Origin of the sequence: Halorhabdus sp. BNX81, assembly GCF_029229925.1 — an archaeon.
Classification (GTDB): domain Archaea; phylum Halobacteriota; class Halobacteria; order Halobacteriales; family Haloarculaceae; genus Halorhabdus.
In genome coordinates this window covers 344,508-359,168 of the sequence record NZ_CP107254.1, presented here as the reverse complement: position 1 = coordinate 359,168, position 14,661 = coordinate 344,508, and the positions used below count along the sequence as shown (strand labels likewise).

The 14,661-nt window shown below is 64.0% G+C and carries 16 protein-coding genes and 1 tRNA gene; 8 read left to right on the top strand and 9 right to left on the bottom strand.

The window, feature by feature from the left end; all coding sequences use genetic code 11:
- Positions 1 to 202 precede the first annotated feature (202 nt).
- The 6 genes from thsA to HBNXHr_RS01715 form a co-directional block, all read right to left on the bottom strand.
- Positions 203 to 1,879, bottom strand: coding sequence for a thermosome subunit alpha (gene thsA, locus HBNXHr_RS01740; protein ID WP_275883691.1), 1,677 nt, complete (start codon positions 1,877 to 1,879; stop codon positions 203 to 205).
- A gap of 126 nt (positions 1,880 to 2,005) precedes the next feature.
- A complete protein-coding gene (locus HBNXHr_RS01735; RefSeq protein WP_275882917.1) occupies positions 2,006 to 3,064 on the bottom strand; it encodes an ATP-binding protein in 1,059 nt (352 codons plus the stop codon).
- Positions 3,065 to 3,222: 158 nt separating this feature from the next.
- Positions 3,223 to 3,771: a KH domain-containing protein gene (locus tag HBNXHr_RS01730; protein ID WP_275738955.1), complete on the bottom strand. Its 549-nt coding sequence runs from the start codon at positions 3,769 to 3,771 to the stop codon at positions 3,223 to 3,225.
- A gap of 81 nt (positions 3,772 to 3,852) precedes the next feature.
- On the bottom strand, positions 3,853 to 4,899 hold the full coding sequence (gene radA / locus HBNXHr_RS01725; RefSeq protein ID WP_275882916.1) for a DNA repair and recombination protein RadA: 1,047 nt from the start codon (positions 4,897 to 4,899) through the stop codon (positions 3,853 to 3,855).
- 142 nt (positions 4,900 to 5,041) lie between these two features.
- Positions 5,042 to 5,368 carry a hypothetical protein gene (locus HBNXHr_RS01720; protein WP_275738953.1) on the bottom strand — a complete coding sequence of 109 codons (327 nt, stop codon included), beginning with the start codon at positions 5,366 to 5,368 and terminating at the stop codon, positions 5,042 to 5,044.
- A 184-nt stretch (positions 5,369 to 5,552) separates the two neighbouring features.
- Positions 5,553 to 5,783, bottom strand: coding sequence for an Lrp/AsnC ligand binding domain-containing protein (locus HBNXHr_RS01715; RefSeq protein ID WP_275882915.1), 231 nt, complete (start codon positions 5,781 to 5,783; stop codon positions 5,553 to 5,555).
- 118 nt (positions 5,784 to 5,901) lie between these two features.
- Between HBNXHr_RS01715 and HBNXHr_RS01710 the strand changes: the two genes are divergently transcribed.
- The gene (locus tag HBNXHr_RS01710; RefSeq protein WP_275738951.1) at positions 5,902 to 6,588 is read left to right on the top strand and encodes a TrkA family potassium uptake protein; all 687 of its coding nucleotides are present in this window, start codon (positions 5,902 to 5,904) and stop codon (positions 6,586 to 6,588) included.
- Position 6,589: 1 nt separating this feature from the next.
- The gene (locus tag HBNXHr_RS01705; RefSeq protein ID WP_275738950.1) at positions 6,590 to 6,820 is read left to right on the top strand and encodes an Lrp/AsnC ligand binding domain-containing protein; all 231 of its coding nucleotides are present in this window, start codon (positions 6,590 to 6,592) and stop codon (positions 6,818 to 6,820) included.
- Between the two features lie 36 nt (positions 6,821 to 6,856).
- On the opposite strand, the gene HBNXHr_RS01700 is transcribed toward HBNXHr_RS01705, so the two are convergent.
- Positions 6,857 to 7,372, bottom strand: a complete 516-nt coding sequence (locus HBNXHr_RS01700) for a DUF5813 family protein (RefSeq protein WP_275882914.1) — start codon at positions 7,370 to 7,372, stop codon at positions 6,857 to 6,859.
- Between the two features lie 134 nt (positions 7,373 to 7,506).
- On the opposite strand from HBNXHr_RS01700, the gene HBNXHr_RS01695 reads away from it, so the two are divergent.
- Positions 7,507 to 8,397, top strand: a complete 891-nt coding sequence (locus tag HBNXHr_RS01695; RefSeq protein WP_275882913.1) for a hypothetical protein — start codon at positions 7,507 to 7,509, stop codon at positions 8,395 to 8,397.
- A 143-nt stretch (positions 8,398 to 8,540) separates the two neighbouring features.
- A complete protein-coding gene (locus tag HBNXHr_RS01690) occupies positions 8,541 to 9,011 on the top strand; it encodes a hypothetical protein (RefSeq protein ID WP_275882912.1) in 471 nt (156 codons plus the stop codon).
- 145 nt (positions 9,012 to 9,156) lie between these two features.
- Here the strand turns inward: HBNXHr_RS01690 and HBNXHr_RS01685 are convergent, their stop codons facing one another.
- Positions 9,157 to 9,627, bottom strand: coding sequence for a hypothetical protein (locus HBNXHr_RS01685; protein ID WP_275882911.1), 471 nt, complete (start codon positions 9,625 to 9,627; stop codon positions 9,157 to 9,159).
- A 726-nt stretch (positions 9,628 to 10,353) separates the two neighbouring features.
- Positions 10,354 to 10,438 (bottom strand) — tRNA-Leu (locus HBNXHr_RS01680).
- 128 nt (positions 10,439 to 10,566) lie between these two features.
- Here HBNXHr_RS01680 and trpD point away from each other — a divergent pair.
- Genes trpD through trpG form a run of 4 tightly spaced genes read left to right on the top strand, consistent with a single transcriptional unit; the run spans position 10,567 to position 14,511 of the window.
- The gene (gene trpD, locus HBNXHr_RS01675) at positions 10,567 to 11,577 is read left to right on the top strand and encodes an anthranilate phosphoribosyltransferase (RefSeq protein ID WP_275882910.1); all 1,011 of its coding nucleotides are present in this window, start codon (positions 10,567 to 10,569) and stop codon (positions 11,575 to 11,577) included.
- Positions 11,574 to 12,212, top strand: a complete 639-nt coding sequence (locus HBNXHr_RS01670; protein ID WP_275882909.1) for a phosphoribosylanthranilate isomerase — start codon at positions 11,574 to 11,576, stop codon at positions 12,210 to 12,212. The genes trpD and HBNXHr_RS01670 overlap by 4 nt, the downstream gene beginning before the upstream one ends.
- Positions 12,209 to 13,849 (top strand): anthranilate synthase component I, encoded by a 1,641-nt coding sequence (gene trpE, locus HBNXHr_RS01665; RefSeq protein WP_275882908.1) that lies wholly within the window; start codon positions 12,209 to 12,211, stop codon positions 13,847 to 13,849. Before HBNXHr_RS01670 ends, trpE begins: the two co-directional genes overlap by 4 nt.
- Positions 13,846 to 14,511: an anthranilate synthase component II gene (trpG, locus tag HBNXHr_RS01660; protein ID WP_275882907.1), complete on the top strand. Its 666-nt coding sequence runs from the start codon at positions 13,846 to 13,848 to the stop codon at positions 14,509 to 14,511. Before trpE ends, trpG begins: the two co-directional genes overlap by 4 nt.
- Positions 14,512 to 14,661 lie beyond the last annotated feature (150 nt).

Below are 14,661 nucleotides of genomic sequence, written 5' to 3'. Positions count from 1 at the left end.
AATTATCCAGGTAGTAGCGGTAAATCGAATTAACGAAAGAATTCGTCGAATCAATTAGTTCACGTCCGCGAGGCAAGCGGACGGCGAGCGATGGCGTCAGGCGGTGGCCGTGGGGGCTGATGTGATGTTGACCGACTTCGCCTCGCGGGTCGTTCCTCCCCGCTCGGCGTTCCGAGGTTCTTCGCTGCGCTCAGAACCTCGCTTACATCGCGCCGCCCATGCCACCCATACCGCCCATGCCGCCCATGCCGCCGCCCATACCGCCGGGGCCGCCGGCGGGCGGGCCGCCGTCGTCGCCGTCGTCGCTGCCGCCGCCCTTGAGGTCGCCGGCGGCGATCACGTCGTCGATCCGGAGGATCATCACGGCGGCCTCCGTCGCACTCTCGACGGCCTGAGTCTTGACGCGCAGCGGCTCGTAGACGCCGTCCTCGGTCATGTCGACGATGTCACCGGAGTAGGCGTCCAGGCCGACGCCGATGTCGCCGGCGTCGTGCTGACTGCGGAGGTCCACGAGGGAGTCGATCGGGTCGTGACCCGCGTTCTCGGCGAGGGTTCGCGGGACGACGTCGATCGCGTCGGCGAACGCCTCGACGGCGAGCTGCTCGCGGCCGCCGACGGAGTCGGCGTGGTCACGCAGTCCCAGCGCGAGTTCGGCCTCGGGGGCCCCGCCGCCGGGCAGGACCTTGCCGTCCTCGAGGGTAACACGAACGACGCCCAGCGAGTCCTCGATGGCGCGTTCGACCTCGTCGACGACGTGTTCGGTGCCGCCGCGCAGGATGAGCGTGACGGCCTTGGCGTCCTCGACGTCCTCGACGAAGATACGCTGGTCGCCGCCGACGGCGCGCTGTGCGACGCTGCCGGCGAAGCCGAGGTCCTCGGCGGTGATGTCGTCGATGTTCGAGACGACGCGGCCGCCCGTGGCTCGCGAGAGCGCCTTGATGTCGGACTTCTTGGCCCGACGAACGGCGAGAATGCCCTCCTGGGCGAGGTAATGCTGGGCCATGTCGTCGATGCCCTTCTGGCAGAAGACGACGTCGGCACCGACGTCGGCGAGCTGATCGACCATCTCCTGAAGCTGGGCCTCTTCTTGGTCGAGGAACTCCTGAAGCTGGTCGGGGTCCGAAACGTTGACCTCGGCGTCGATCTCTGTCTCCTGGACCTCGATCGCGGTGTCCAGCAGGGCGACGTCGGCGTCCTCGACGGCGTAGGGCATGTTGTCGTGGACGCGCTCCTTGTCGATGATGACGCCCTCGACGAGTTCGGACTCGTCGGTCGAGCCGCCGACGACGGTCTCGACTTTGACGTTGTCCGTGTCGATTTCGTCGCCGTTAGCGACTGACTGGAGCGCGTTGACGACCAGTTCCGCCAGCGTGTCCTTGGAGCTTTCCGCCCCCTTGCCGGTCATCGCGGTCGCCGCGATCTGTTCGAGGATCTCGTCGTCCTCGGGGGTGACCTCGATGGCGTTCTCCTCGAGAATCTGTTTTGCCTGCTCGGCCGCCTGGCGATACCCCTGTGCGAGGATCGTGGCGTGGATGTCCTGTTCGAGGAGGTCCTCGGCCTTGCTCAGGAGTTCGCCGGCGATGATGACGGCCGTGGTCGTGCCGTCGCCGACCTCGTCCTCCTGTGTCTCGGCGACCTCGACGATCATGTTCGCCGCGGGGTGCTCGATGTCCATCTCGTCGAGGATGGTGACGCCATCGTTCGTGACGACGACGTTGCCCGTCGAGTCGACGAGCATCTTGTCCATCCCCTTCGGGCCGAGCGTCGTCCGAACGGCCTCGGCGACGGCGGTCCCGGCGGTGATGTTCATCGACTGGGCGTCCTTTCCGGAGGTTCGCTGACTGTCCTCGGAAAGTACGATGAGGGGCTGGTTACCCATTTGTTGAGCCATAGTCAGACGAGGATTGATTGCCCTTCTATATAAGTACTTCGTTACAAATCAGAATGGGACAGTGTACTCCCGGAAGGTGCCAATCCATGTGACCTGGTACCAGCCTTTTAAGTATTACTGGTTCATTCCGAAACGTCGGTGGCGGAGTTCGGGAGTGATGTGAATCCGTTCGATGTCCTGTCCGGAGCGGTACCAGACGAACGCCGCACGCGTGAACAGTTCCCGACACTCCAAGCGAACCTCGCGTGGGTTTCCTCCGGTCCGATCATGAATGTCCACGATCGCCGCGGGTTCGAAGAGATCGGGCGACTCCCCGTCGTAGTCCTCTCCCCGGAAGTACGAGAGCGATCGAGCGATGTACTCGGCGATGTCCTCGACTTCGAAGGGGTCGATCCCTTCGTAATATCGGAGTCGTGAATCGAGCGTGGCTTTGACGTCCCCGAGCCGATCCCGGCCGGTGGGCGTCCCGCTGAGGAACAATCGGACACCAGCGTCGCCCGCGATCTGGATCGCCGAAAGCAGATCCTCGGGCAGATCCTCGATCTCGTCGATGATCAGCAGTATCGTCACGTCCTCGGCCCGGGCCTGCTCGGCGACCTCTTTGACGGCCTGTTTCGTTTCGGCCGTCGCCCACGGAATCCCGTCGCGGATCTGCCAGTAGTTGTCGGGATCGATCTCGATGCCCGCCTCGGCAGCCACCCGGAGCACCCTCTCGTAGAGTCCTCGGGCGGTCGTCTGTTGTGGATTGTCGACGTGGGCGACCAGAAAGTCATCACGGTCCCCCAGGTCCCGCTTGAGGATCTCCCGGAAGGCTGTCTTACCGGTGCCGTACTCGCTGACGAGGCCGATGTGCTGGCGCTGGAGCAACCAACTGGTCACCTGATTGAGCAGCGTGCGGTCGTGGCGGACGTACAGCGGTTCGGGCATTCCGTCCCGGCCCGCCTCCTCGGTGAACGGGAGGTCCGCGACATCGTCGGGATCGCCCCCGAGTGCCCGGCCGAACGCGAGCAGTCGTTGCTCGACCGCGTCGAACTGGTCCAGCACGACGCCCGCCTCGGCGTGCGTCCGGCGCTTTCGGTCGTCCTCCCGCAATTGTCGGAACCGATCGACGACGCGCTCGGCGCGATCCCCCACCTCATCGTCCCGGTCGTGATCGTCAACTGTCTCCCCCATGGAATCCGTCACTAGCCACACTGTTCAGTGAGACGAAATATGTTACGGCGGTCACGACCTCCCTTCCCAAATTGAGACAAATCGACTAGGCGGTCCAAGCGGCCGTCTAGCAGGTGGAAACTGCTTGATCCGGGAGCAGCTTCTTGGTTCCGTCAAGATCAACCGGTGAACTGGTGGTACTCCAGGCCCTGGTGTTTCATCTCGTTGTGGCGGCGTTCGAGGAACGAGTAGACCGACCCGTGGGGCGCACCGTCGAGGATCATTTCGGCTGCCTCCCGGACGGCGTCGACCTGCTCTGGGCCGCCGATGATCGACAGCGTCGACCCGTAGATTGCGACCGCGGCCCCGGTAAGGTCCTCCATCAACTCACGGGTGCGGCCGTCCTCACCGATGAGCCGGCCTTTGAGACGCTTGAGATCGTTCGGGTTACGCGCGACTGCATCGATGTCGATCATATCGAACATCATCATATCGTCATCGAGCAACCGGAGGGCGTCATCGGGCGAGAAACCGCGACCGATCGCCTTGACGATGTCCGGGCCTTTCAGTCCCGTCACGGGGTCGCCGACGGACTCGACGGCGACCGCGCCGGTCTCGCTATCGATGTCGAGTCGAACTTCAGCTTCCTGTTCGATCTCCCGCATCGTCTCACCACCCTCGCCGATCACCACACCGATCCGGTCCTGCGGAATCTTCACGTGTTGCATATGCGCCATATAGCGGCCGCGTTCAGTTAAGTATCTCGCACTGTCGATTCGGCGGGGACACGCCCTCGACCGCCTGAGACCTTACTCCGCCATCAGGCCGCCACCTTCGACGCGCATGACGCCCTCGCCGTCGGGCAGGTTCGGCGCGTCGACCAGCCGGACGATCCGCTTGTCGCCCTTCGATTTCCGGAGGTACAGTCGGAACGTCGAGGTGTGTCCCAGAATGTTCCCGCCGATGGGCTGGGTCGGGTCACCGAAAAAGGAATCGGGATTGGCCGCGACCTGGTTGGTGACGACGACGGCGGTGTTGTTGAGGTCGCCGACCCGCATCAGGTCGTGGAGGTGCTTGTTGAGCTTCTGCTGGCGGTCGGCGAGTTCGCCACGGCCGACGTACTCCGCCCGGAAGTGCGCGGTCAGCGAGTCCACACAGAGCAACCGAACGGGGAACTCCTCGTCTTGGCCCTCACTGGCGAGCTCCTGGGCCTTCTCGGCCAGCAGGATCTGGTGGTTGGAGTTGAACGCTTTCGCGACGTGTATCTTGTCCAGCATCGACTCGACGAGGTCATCGAAGAGAGCGTCGTCGGTCGCATCGGCCTCGCCCTCCTCGGCGACGCCGTGGAGCACCATCGTATCCTCGATCACGTCGTCGTCAAGCCCTTCGACCATCTGCTCGATACGCTCGGGGCGGAACGTGTCCTCGCTGTCGATGAAGATCGAACTACCCTCGAGCCCGCCGTGCTCGGCCGGGAGCTGGACGTTGACCGCCAGCTGGTGGGTGACCTGGGACTTGCCCGCCCCGAACTCGCCGTAGACCTCGGTGATCGACTGGGTCTCGACGCCGCCGCCGAGCAACTCGTCGACCTCCTCGACGCCCCAGGTGAGCTTGCCGATCTGTTCGCGGCGTTCGAGCACCTCGGCCCCGCTTTCGAATCCACCGATGTCGGCGGCCTCGCGGGCGGCCTGGATGATGTCCGCCGCGCTGGACTCGCCGATGTCGGCGGTGTTGCTCAACTCGCCGGGGCTCGCGACGGCGATGCCCTGATAGGAGTCGAATCCGTTCTCGGTGAGCTTCTCCGCAGTCGCCGGACCCACGCCCGGCAGATCTTCGAGATCTTCTGTTGCTGCCATACCAGTCGGTTTACCCGCCCTGGCATATAAAGCCTCGTTAACACCGGAGTGAAAGTGAAGCTGGTGGCGGGTAATCAGAAGCCTGCCTAGAGACAGTACGAAGCGAGCGTCTCGGAGGAGCATTCCCCGACAAACGGTTCGATCAGGACCGATCCGTGGGTTCGGGCAACTCGACGTTCGCCGGATCGGGCATCCAGAAGTAGTCGATCGTCACGCCGAGCGTGAGCGGGCCGACGATGGTCACACCGAGGACAGCCATGCGACTGTCAAGATCGGGACCAAGTCCGAGAAAGCCGGCCAGGACGAGCGTCGTGACGAACAGCGCGAGCATACCGAACAGGACCGCGTAGATCGCTGCGCCCCAGCGAGTGTGCAATCGGACGCGGAAAAACCGAGTGGTAAGCGCCACGGTCGCGGTGTTGAGAAGGACGATCACCGCGAGCCCGATGGCGTCGGCCACGCCAGTCATACCAGCATCCACACGGGCCAGCCCCTTCGAGGTATCGTTTCCGGCAGCCCTGCTCGATCGGCGGGCGTCGGTTCGACAATACGGACGCAAAAACCAGTTGGAGATGATATCCGGACGGCGAAACTTCTCAGCCGGCAAGCCATCGTCACGACGCCGTTTTGCCGTCCCGACCGGGGTGGTAGCACTACTCCAGGCAGATGTACGACCGGGTGTCGGTGACGCCGTCGAGGTCACGGATACCGCTGGCCACCGACTCCATGATCTCGTAGACGGAGTTCCGTTCGGCCTCGACGACGAGATCGTACTGTCCAGCCACGACGTGGGCCTCCTCGACACCGATTGCCGCCCGAGCATCTCCGAGTAGTTGCTCGGCCGTCCCTGCGGCCGTCTTCACCAGGATGAACGCTCTAACCATCGGTAACCATGATACGGATTACCATGACATGAACCTTTCCCTCCCAGTGCCAGCCAGAACCGGCGTCGGTTTCGCCGGCGAGGATAGCTTTATTCGTTCGCACGTGAATAGTCACCATATGCGATTCGTTATCGTGGGTGCCGGTCGGGTCGGGCTCCGGACAGCCCGAGCGCTCCGGGAGAGCGGCCACGACGTCGTCCTCGTCGAGGCGGATCCCAGGACGGCCGACCGGGGACGGGACGCGGGCTTCGAGGTGATCAACGGGGACGGGTCGCTCGAACCGGTCCTCGAACAAGCGGATCTCGACTCGACGGACGTTGTCGGCGCGCTCACTGGTGATCTCAATGCCAACTTCGCAACCTGTCTGATCGCCAGCGAACACGGGTGTCGGACAGTGTTACGCATCGACGAAGACTACCGCGAGGACATCTACCGACAGTACGCCGATGCCGTCGACGAGGTTGTCTACCCCGAACGCCTCGGCGCGATCGCGACCAAGAATGCCCTGCTCGGAGGCAACAGCGTCGCGATCGCCGATATCGCCCAGCATCTCCAGTTGATCCAGTTTACCGTCACCGCCGACGCACCGGTCAACGGCTACAGCCTGAGTGAACTCGAACTGCCGGCCAACGCGCGGCTACTGGCCTTCGGCAAGCAGGACGATCCGGTCGACGTGCCGAACGTCGACGCGTCCCTGGAGGCTGGCGATCGACTGGTCGTCCTCGCGGATTTCACCGTTCTCGGCGACGTCCGACAGTTGATCGTGGGCGAGCAGCCCCCACAGCAAGCACTCGGAGGTGCCTGACATGGTTACAGCGTACATTATGGTCAAAGCACACACCGGCGAGGCGGATCGACTCAAGAACACCATCGACGCCATCGACGGGGTGGCGAGCGCGCACGTCGTCGCCGGCGACGTCGACCTCATCGCGAAGGTCGATGTCGCCGCACCGGCCGACGTCAAGGACATTGCCGCCACACAGATCCAGGAGATCGACGGTATCGAGGACACCCAGACGTACCTCGCGATGGATTGAACCGGTCGGCCACACAGGGCCGGTGGGTCGCCGCCGCTACAGCGGGGTACCGCTTCGCTCGTTATCGCCGGCCGTCTTCGAGGCCTGGAGGAGATCGGCGACCGGCGGCTGGTAGTCGTACCCGGGAACGATCCCTTCGACGTAGGTCCCCTCAACGTACTCGACGAGCGTCTTGGCGATCGCCGCGGCCTGATTCGGGTCGCCGTACGAGAAGACGAACGAAGCGACTGCCTGGCTGTCGTCTACACGAAGCCGATGCTCGTCGAGGTCGACCCGCGCCCGTGTGGCCCCGGCCGCGTCCTCGAGTCGGCGTTCAAAGGTCTCGAACCAGCCCTCTTCGACCGCCGGCCCCACGACCTCGTCCTCGACAGCCGCGTCGAGCATCGGCGTCCGGACGGTCACCGTATATTCGTGACCCACCCCCTCGACCTCGGTCGCCGTCACCGTCGCATCGAAGACGGTCGTCGTCACGCGATATCCCTGCTCGCTTGCTTCGAACGCGCCGTGGTCGTCGAACGCGTCGGCGACGGCCGGCGGTAGCGTATCAGTCATCGATCGCTCGTTGGGCCGGAGTACAAAAAAGAACGTCGCGTGAGTTGTTGCCGTCCTGTTTCCCCGCCGAAGTTCGGGCCGCAGGCCGACATCCCAACCACAAAACACATGCCCATATCATGTGACTACAACGTATGCAACGCCGCGCAGCCCTCCTCACCGTGCTGGTGCTGCTGTTGATCGGCCTGTCGGGGTGCTCCTACGCGGAGTCACTCTCGATGCACCCGGCACCGAACGCCACGGTGATCGCCGAACACGCCACGCTGGACACAAGCGACCTTGACGAGGAAGCACACCGACTCGCGGTCGGTGCCGTAAACGGCTCCGGCCCCACCGTGACGAATGACTATCCGCCGTTCACGCCCGACCGTCCGATCGCGGTCGACGGGACGTACTACAACGTCTCCTGGTCGGCAATCGACTCCAGGCAGGTTCCCACGTTCGTGCTGGAAATTGAGAAGGACCCGACCAACACGACCGGCGATCGCATCGCGTATCGAGATCTCCCGGCGGTCGACCAGCACGCGCTCCCGGACCCCGGTTCGACAGCGGTCACCGCCGACGAGACCATCGCGACGCAGGCTGTCTACAACGAGTCCGAGCAGGCGGCGTCCGTCCTGGTTTCCGGGCCCCGCTACGAACTGGTCGAGTTCGAGGATCGAACGGTCCGTATCACCGTGGAAGGACCGTCCCCGAAAACGATCTACACCTATCGATACGAGGCCGAACAGGTGGCAGCCAACAGTGACGAACTCGCGACCAGGCTCGAATCGACCCATCTGTTCACGCTATCGAATCTCTCCACGGCACAACAGGAGATAGTCAGCGATGCGATCGATGGGACGTACTATCAAGAGCAGGAGTCGGACGCCTGGACCAGGCTGGTTGAGCAATTCGACGCCGCCGATCCGGTCTACGGTGACGCCGAGAACGACAGCGATTACGTCGACGGCGAATATCTCGTCCGGTACGACGGCACCGTCTACTGGGCCGACATCTACGGCTATACGGATGGCGGGGCCTGAGATTGCAGGGTGCTGTCGACAGGACGGGACTCGTGCACGCTGTACGATAAAGTAGTACACCGCATTCCGGAATGTACGAACGGTAGTTCCGCGCCACCAACCCGTCGACATAGCTATATGAACCGTGGCCACCACGCTCCGGTGTGCCGCTGACGCCCTTCCACCTTGGTCCCGCGGTGCTGCTCGGCAATCTGGCCACCCGACGGCTCGACCTGCCAGCGCTCTGTCTCGGGAGCGTCGTCATCGACGTCCGCGCCGTGCTGGTCATTTTCGGCCCGCTGGAGCCCCCGATTCACGGCCCGCTCACGACGCTGCCTGGCGGTGCCGGCGTCGCCGCCGCCGTCACGATCGCCGTCCTGGCCGGGTACGAGCTGGCTGGCCCCACTATCGAACGATACGGCCTCGACATCCGCTGGTCCCGATCGAGTGTCGCCGCCGGGGCGCTCGTCGGTGCCTGGTCCCACGTCGTCCTGGACGCGATGCTGTACGCCGACGCCCGACCGCTGGCTCCGCTCGCTTGGAACCCGCTGCTCGGCCTGCTCTCGCCCACAGTCGTCTACGCGGGGTGTGTCCTGGCTGGTGGTGTGGGGATTGGCCTCTACGAGCGTTCATAGAACCCATCTCACAATAGAATTGTAATAATTATATAATAAGACGCAACCAAAATCTGCGCACACCAAGTGCACGACAGTACGAATCGATGGGACAGTAGATTCAACAGATCATACGAGCCCGTCGATGGCACGCTCGCATCGTTTCTTAATCACTATCGGGACCGGACCATCCGCTGATCGTCACCCTGCCATTCTCCTTGGGTTTGTCATATACGATCTGAAGTTCGTAGTCGGAATTTGCCTCAATGACGATAGAATCACCATCTATTCCCTTTCGTTCCGTATTTTCGGGATTCGCGTCGATTTGTTCGGACCACTTCCCATTGCCCACAGTCGTGATCGACGACCCTCGAATGAATACATCGCTCGCGGAAACGTGGACGTTGCTTTCATACGGATTTTCACGAGCCTTGGCCGAAATGGTGAGGGTCCCGTCGGTGTCGGCGGAATCCCAGGGAGATCCCTTCTCGTCGAGCGAGTCGTCCTGTTCGTACGCCATCTCGAAGTTGATGAACTCAATGTCATCCCAATCGGCATCATATGGACCCGGAGTTGTTACATTGCCATCCGATTCTGATTTTACGTTACCGCTTGGTTCTGTCTCCGCCGTATCCATGCACGCCGCGAGCCCTCCGCTTGCAGCCACGGTACAACTTACCGCAATTAATCGCCGTCGGCTGAGGTTTTCATCCATTAGTAAACAGCTATTACAGTCGATATGGGTAAATCTATCTCCAATAATTGAATTTTGAATGTATATTTAGAGTTGTACAATTTATGTAGTGAGTAAACGCGAAGCGTTTGCGAACGTCGATCGACGCCTAGTACTTCATACGAGAAATGAATATTTGAGAGTGGGAAGCCCACGCCCGCTCGGCTCGGGGGACTCGCTGCGCTCCTCACTCACGCTGTTCGCTGCGGTGCTTTCTTCGTCCACCGTCCCCGAGCGGGCGTCCCCTTCCATTCCCACCCGTTTCGGCCGCTGGGTGGGGCGGTTCGGGTGGGACTGAAAGGGGCGGCTCGCTGGAGGAAGGCGGCCGACGCAAGCACTGGACCGAGCGAAGCGAGGGAAGCGCACAGCAAGGCCCCCGACTCCAGCGAGCCGGGGCTTTCAATTTCGTATTTCAATCGTTCTCTGTATCACTACGCGTCGATCGGAATTCGAACCGGAGGAAGACGTTCCGGGGTGCTCGCTTCACTGCGCTCCCGGGACTGCGACTTCCAGGATTCGAATCCCACTATTACATTTGCTGCTCGCGAATTGCTCGCCGCACCGTACTCACGGCTCGCTTCGCTCGCCGTTCGTAATAATCGAGACGTTCGCTTCGCTCACGTCTCGCTATGCGAGGGAGGGGATTCGAACCCCTGGACCCCTTCGGGAGCGGGTCTTAAGCCCGCCGCCTTTGGCCTAGCTCAGCCACCCTCGCGCATCTATCCGTCCGGCACTCACGGGAAAATCGGTTTCGGTACCGATTGACGACGACCGACCACACCGGTCCCGATACGCTTAAGTCGTTGTACGGATTTGTACACTACAATCCGAATACGTACAACAATGTCCACACTACAGACACACATCGAACGCGTCACCGAGGGAGAGGATCTGACCGTCGAACAGGCCAAAGAAGCATCGAGTGCGGTCTTCGAGGACGCGACGGAGGCCCAGATCGGCGCGCTCCTGAGTGCACTCCGGGCGAAAGGCGAGACCGAGGCCGAGATCGCGGGCTTCGCCCAGGGGATGCGCGAGGCCGCCCGGACGATCGAGCCCGATCGCGACCCGCTGGTCGACACCTGCGGGACGGGCGGGGACGACTACGACACGATCAACGTCTCGACGACGAGCGCGATCGTCGCCGCGGGCGCGGGCGTCCCGATCGCCAAACACGGCAACTATTCGGTCTCCTCCTCCTCGGGCAGCGCCGACGTGCTGGAGGAGGTCGGCGTCACGGTCGACGCCGAACCGCCGGCCGTCGCGGACGCCATCGAGGACGAGGGCATCGGGTTCATGCTCGCGCCCGTCTTCCACCCGGCGATGAAGGCCGTCATCGGGCCGCGCAAGGAACTCGGCATGCGGACGATCTTCAACGTCCTCGGCCCGCTCACGAACCCCGCCGGCGCTGACGCGCAGGTCCTGGGCGTCTACGACCCCGATCTAGTTCCCCTCATCGCGCGCTCGCTCGCGCACATGCCCGTCGAACACGCCCTGGTCGTCCACGGCGCTGGCCTCGACGAGATCGCGATCCACGACGAGACGACCGTCGCCGAAGTGCAGGGCGACTCCGTCGAGGAGTATACCCTCTCTCCGAGTGACCTGGGACTCGACCGCCACGACATCGCCGATGTGGCGGGCGGGACACCTGAGGAGAACGCCGAGGCCCTCCGCGGGATCGTCCGCGGCGAGGAAAACGGCGCGAAACGGGACATCATCCTCGCGAACGCCGGCGCGGCGATCTACGTCGCGGGCGAAGCCGACTCGCTGGAAGACGGCGTTGAAGTTGCCCGCCAGGCGATCGACTCGGGGGCGGCCGGCGAGAAATTCGCCTCCCTCCGCGGCGTGATCGCATGACGCGCGTGAAGATCTGTGGGCACACCCGCGAGGCGGACGTGCGGGCGAGCGTCGCCGCCGGCGCGGACGCCGTCGGCATGATCAGCGAGGTACCAGTTGACACGCCCCGCGAGGTCTCCCGCGAACGTGCCGCCGACCTGCTCGACGCCGTGCCGCCGCTCGTCTCGGGCGTGCTCGTCACGATGCCCGAGACAGTCGAGGACGCCCGGGAACTCGTCGCGGAAACTCAGCCGGACGCCGTCCAGATACACGGAACGCTCGACCCCAACGAAGTGGCGGCACTCGCGGCGGAAATTTCCCAGCCGATCCTGGTCGCACTCGACCACGACGCCGAACTAGACGCCTACGCCGACGCGGCCGACGGACTCGTCGTGGACTCGCTGGACGAAGCCGGCGGCGGCGGGACCGGTCAAACCCACGACTGGGACCGGACGGCAGAAATCGTCGAACGCCTCGACGTCCCGATCCTGCTGGCCGGCGGACTCACGCCCGAGAACGTCGCTGAGGCCGTCGAGACCGTCCGGCCGTTCGGTGTCGATACCGCCAGCGGCGTCGAGCGCGACGGTGGGGTCAAGGATCACGACGCCGTCGAACAGTTCGTCGATCGGGCTGGGGAACCGCGGGTGGTCGCATGACGGGCGAGCCGTCGCTCTCCCGCGATGCGTTCGTGGACCTGGCCGACGCCGACGAACCGGGCGTGATCCGGGTCGCCGTCGAACTCGACGCCGACGTGGATCCGCTCGCGGCCTACGCGGCGGTAACCGGTCGCGAGAGTGACTCCGAGAACGCCAACGCCGACGAGTACGCGTTCCTGCTCGAAAGTGCCGAGAAGGTCGCCTCCAGCGATCCCAACGGCGCGTTCGCGCCATCGACTGACGACCGCCACGCCCGGTATTCGTTCGTCGGCTACGATCCCGTCGCGGTCGCGACTGTCGGATCTGACGGGACGGATCTGGACGTCTTCGACGACCGCTACGTCGACCTGCTCGAAACCAACGGCGGCGACGTGCTCGACGACCTGCGGGCCGTCCTGCCCGACGTCGAGCGCCGCGGCTTTCCGACCCACGACCGCCAGACGCTCTCGGGCGGGCTCGTCGGGTTTCTGGCCTACGAGGCCGTCTACGATCTCTGGCTCGACGAGGTAGGAATCGAGCGACCGGACTCACGATTCCCGGACGCCCAGTTCGTGCTCGCGACGAAGACGCTGGTGTTCGACCACGCCGAGGACACGGTCTCGCTGGTGTTCACGCCGGTCGTTCGGCCCGAGGAGGACGCGGGCGCGCGATACGACGAGTTGCTTGCGGCGGTCGAGCGCGTCGAGTCGCTGCTTGCCGACGCGGGGGATCCCGAGACCGGCGGATTCCACCGGGTGCACGAGGACGCCGGCCCACAGGACGAGTACGAACAGGCGGTCGAACGCGCCAAGGAGCACGTCCTCGACGGCGACATCTACCAGGGAGTCATCTCCCGGAAGCGAGAACTGTACGGCGATGTCGACCCGCTCGCGCTGTACGACTCGCTACGCTCGATCAACCCCTCGCCGTACATGTACCTGCTGGGGTACGACGACCGCACGATCGTCGGCGCGAGCCCGGAGACGCTGGTCTCGGTCGGCGGCGACCTGATCACCTCGAACCCGATCGCAGGGACGTCCACGCGCGGCAACAGCCCCGTCGAGGACCGCCGGCTCGCGGGCGAGATGCTCGCCGACGAGAAGGAGCGCGCCGAGCACACGATGCTGGTCGATCTGGCGCGAAACGACGTCCGCCGCGTGGCCGAGCCCGGTAGCGTCCGGGTCGAGGAGTTCATGAACGTCCTGAAGTACAGCCACGTCCAGCACATCGAGTCGACCGTGACGGGGACGCTCGCCGACGACAGCGACGCCTTCGACGCGACGCGGGCGGCCTTTCCGGCGGGGACGCTCTCGGGTGCGCCGAAGATCCGCGCGATGGAGATCATCGACGACCTCGAGCCCGACCCGCGCGGGATCTACGGCGGCGGTGTGGGCTATTTCTCCTGGAACGGCGACGCCGACTTCGCGATCGTCATCCGGTCGGCGGCGGTCGAACACGGCGTCGACACCGTCGACGGAAGTGGCGAGAAGCGAATGCAAGATCGCATCACCGTCCAGGCCGGGGCGGGGATCGTTGCCGACTCCGACCCGGCCAGCGAGTACGAGGAAACCGAACAGAAGATGGGCGGCGTGATCGACGCCCTCGAACGGATCGAGTCCGTGGACAGCGAGGCCCCGGTCGAGGAGGTGTCCCGATGAGCGAGTCGGTCAGCGATTCCGACGACCGCCACAGCGAGTCCGCGACGCCTGCGGGAACCGCGACGCCGACTGACGCCGACGAACTCGAGGTGCTGTTCGTCGACAACTTCGACTCCTTCACGTACAACCTCGTGGAGTACGTGTCCGAGCACGCCGACACGACGGTCGTGAAGAACACGGCTTCGCTCGAAGACGTCCGGGCAGCGGATCCCGACGCCATTATTATCTCGCCGGGGCCGGGCCATCCCAAGAACGACCGCGACGTGGGCGTGACGACGGCTGTGTTGCGAGAAGTCAGTCCCGAGGTGCCCACGCTGGGGGTCTGTCTCGGCCTGGAGGCTGCGGTCTACGAGTACGGCGGCACGGTCGGCCACGCGCCGGAACCGATCCACGGGAAGGCAGCCTCGATCGATCACGACGGCGAGGGCGTCTTTGCCGGCCTCGACCAGGGGTTCCAGGGTGGGCGATACCACTCACTGGTTGCCAGTGACGTCCCCGATTGCTTCGACGTGACGGCGACCACGGCGGCCGACGATGGAACGGAACTCGTCATGGGAATCCGCCATCGCGAGCACTCGATCGAGGCCGTGCAGTTCCACCCCGAGTCGGTGCTGACCGCGGTAGGACACGACGTGATCCGCAATTTCTTGGCGACCGTGTGAGTGCATCTGCCGTTTTTCGAGCGGGCCGCCGTCGCCGATTGCTGCGGGGACGTACCGTTCTTGTCTCTCGGGAACTGCACAGCCATCTCTGTCTCCATCGCGTGGCATAGAACCGTTCACAGTCGAACACCGGACCAGACGGGTGAACGA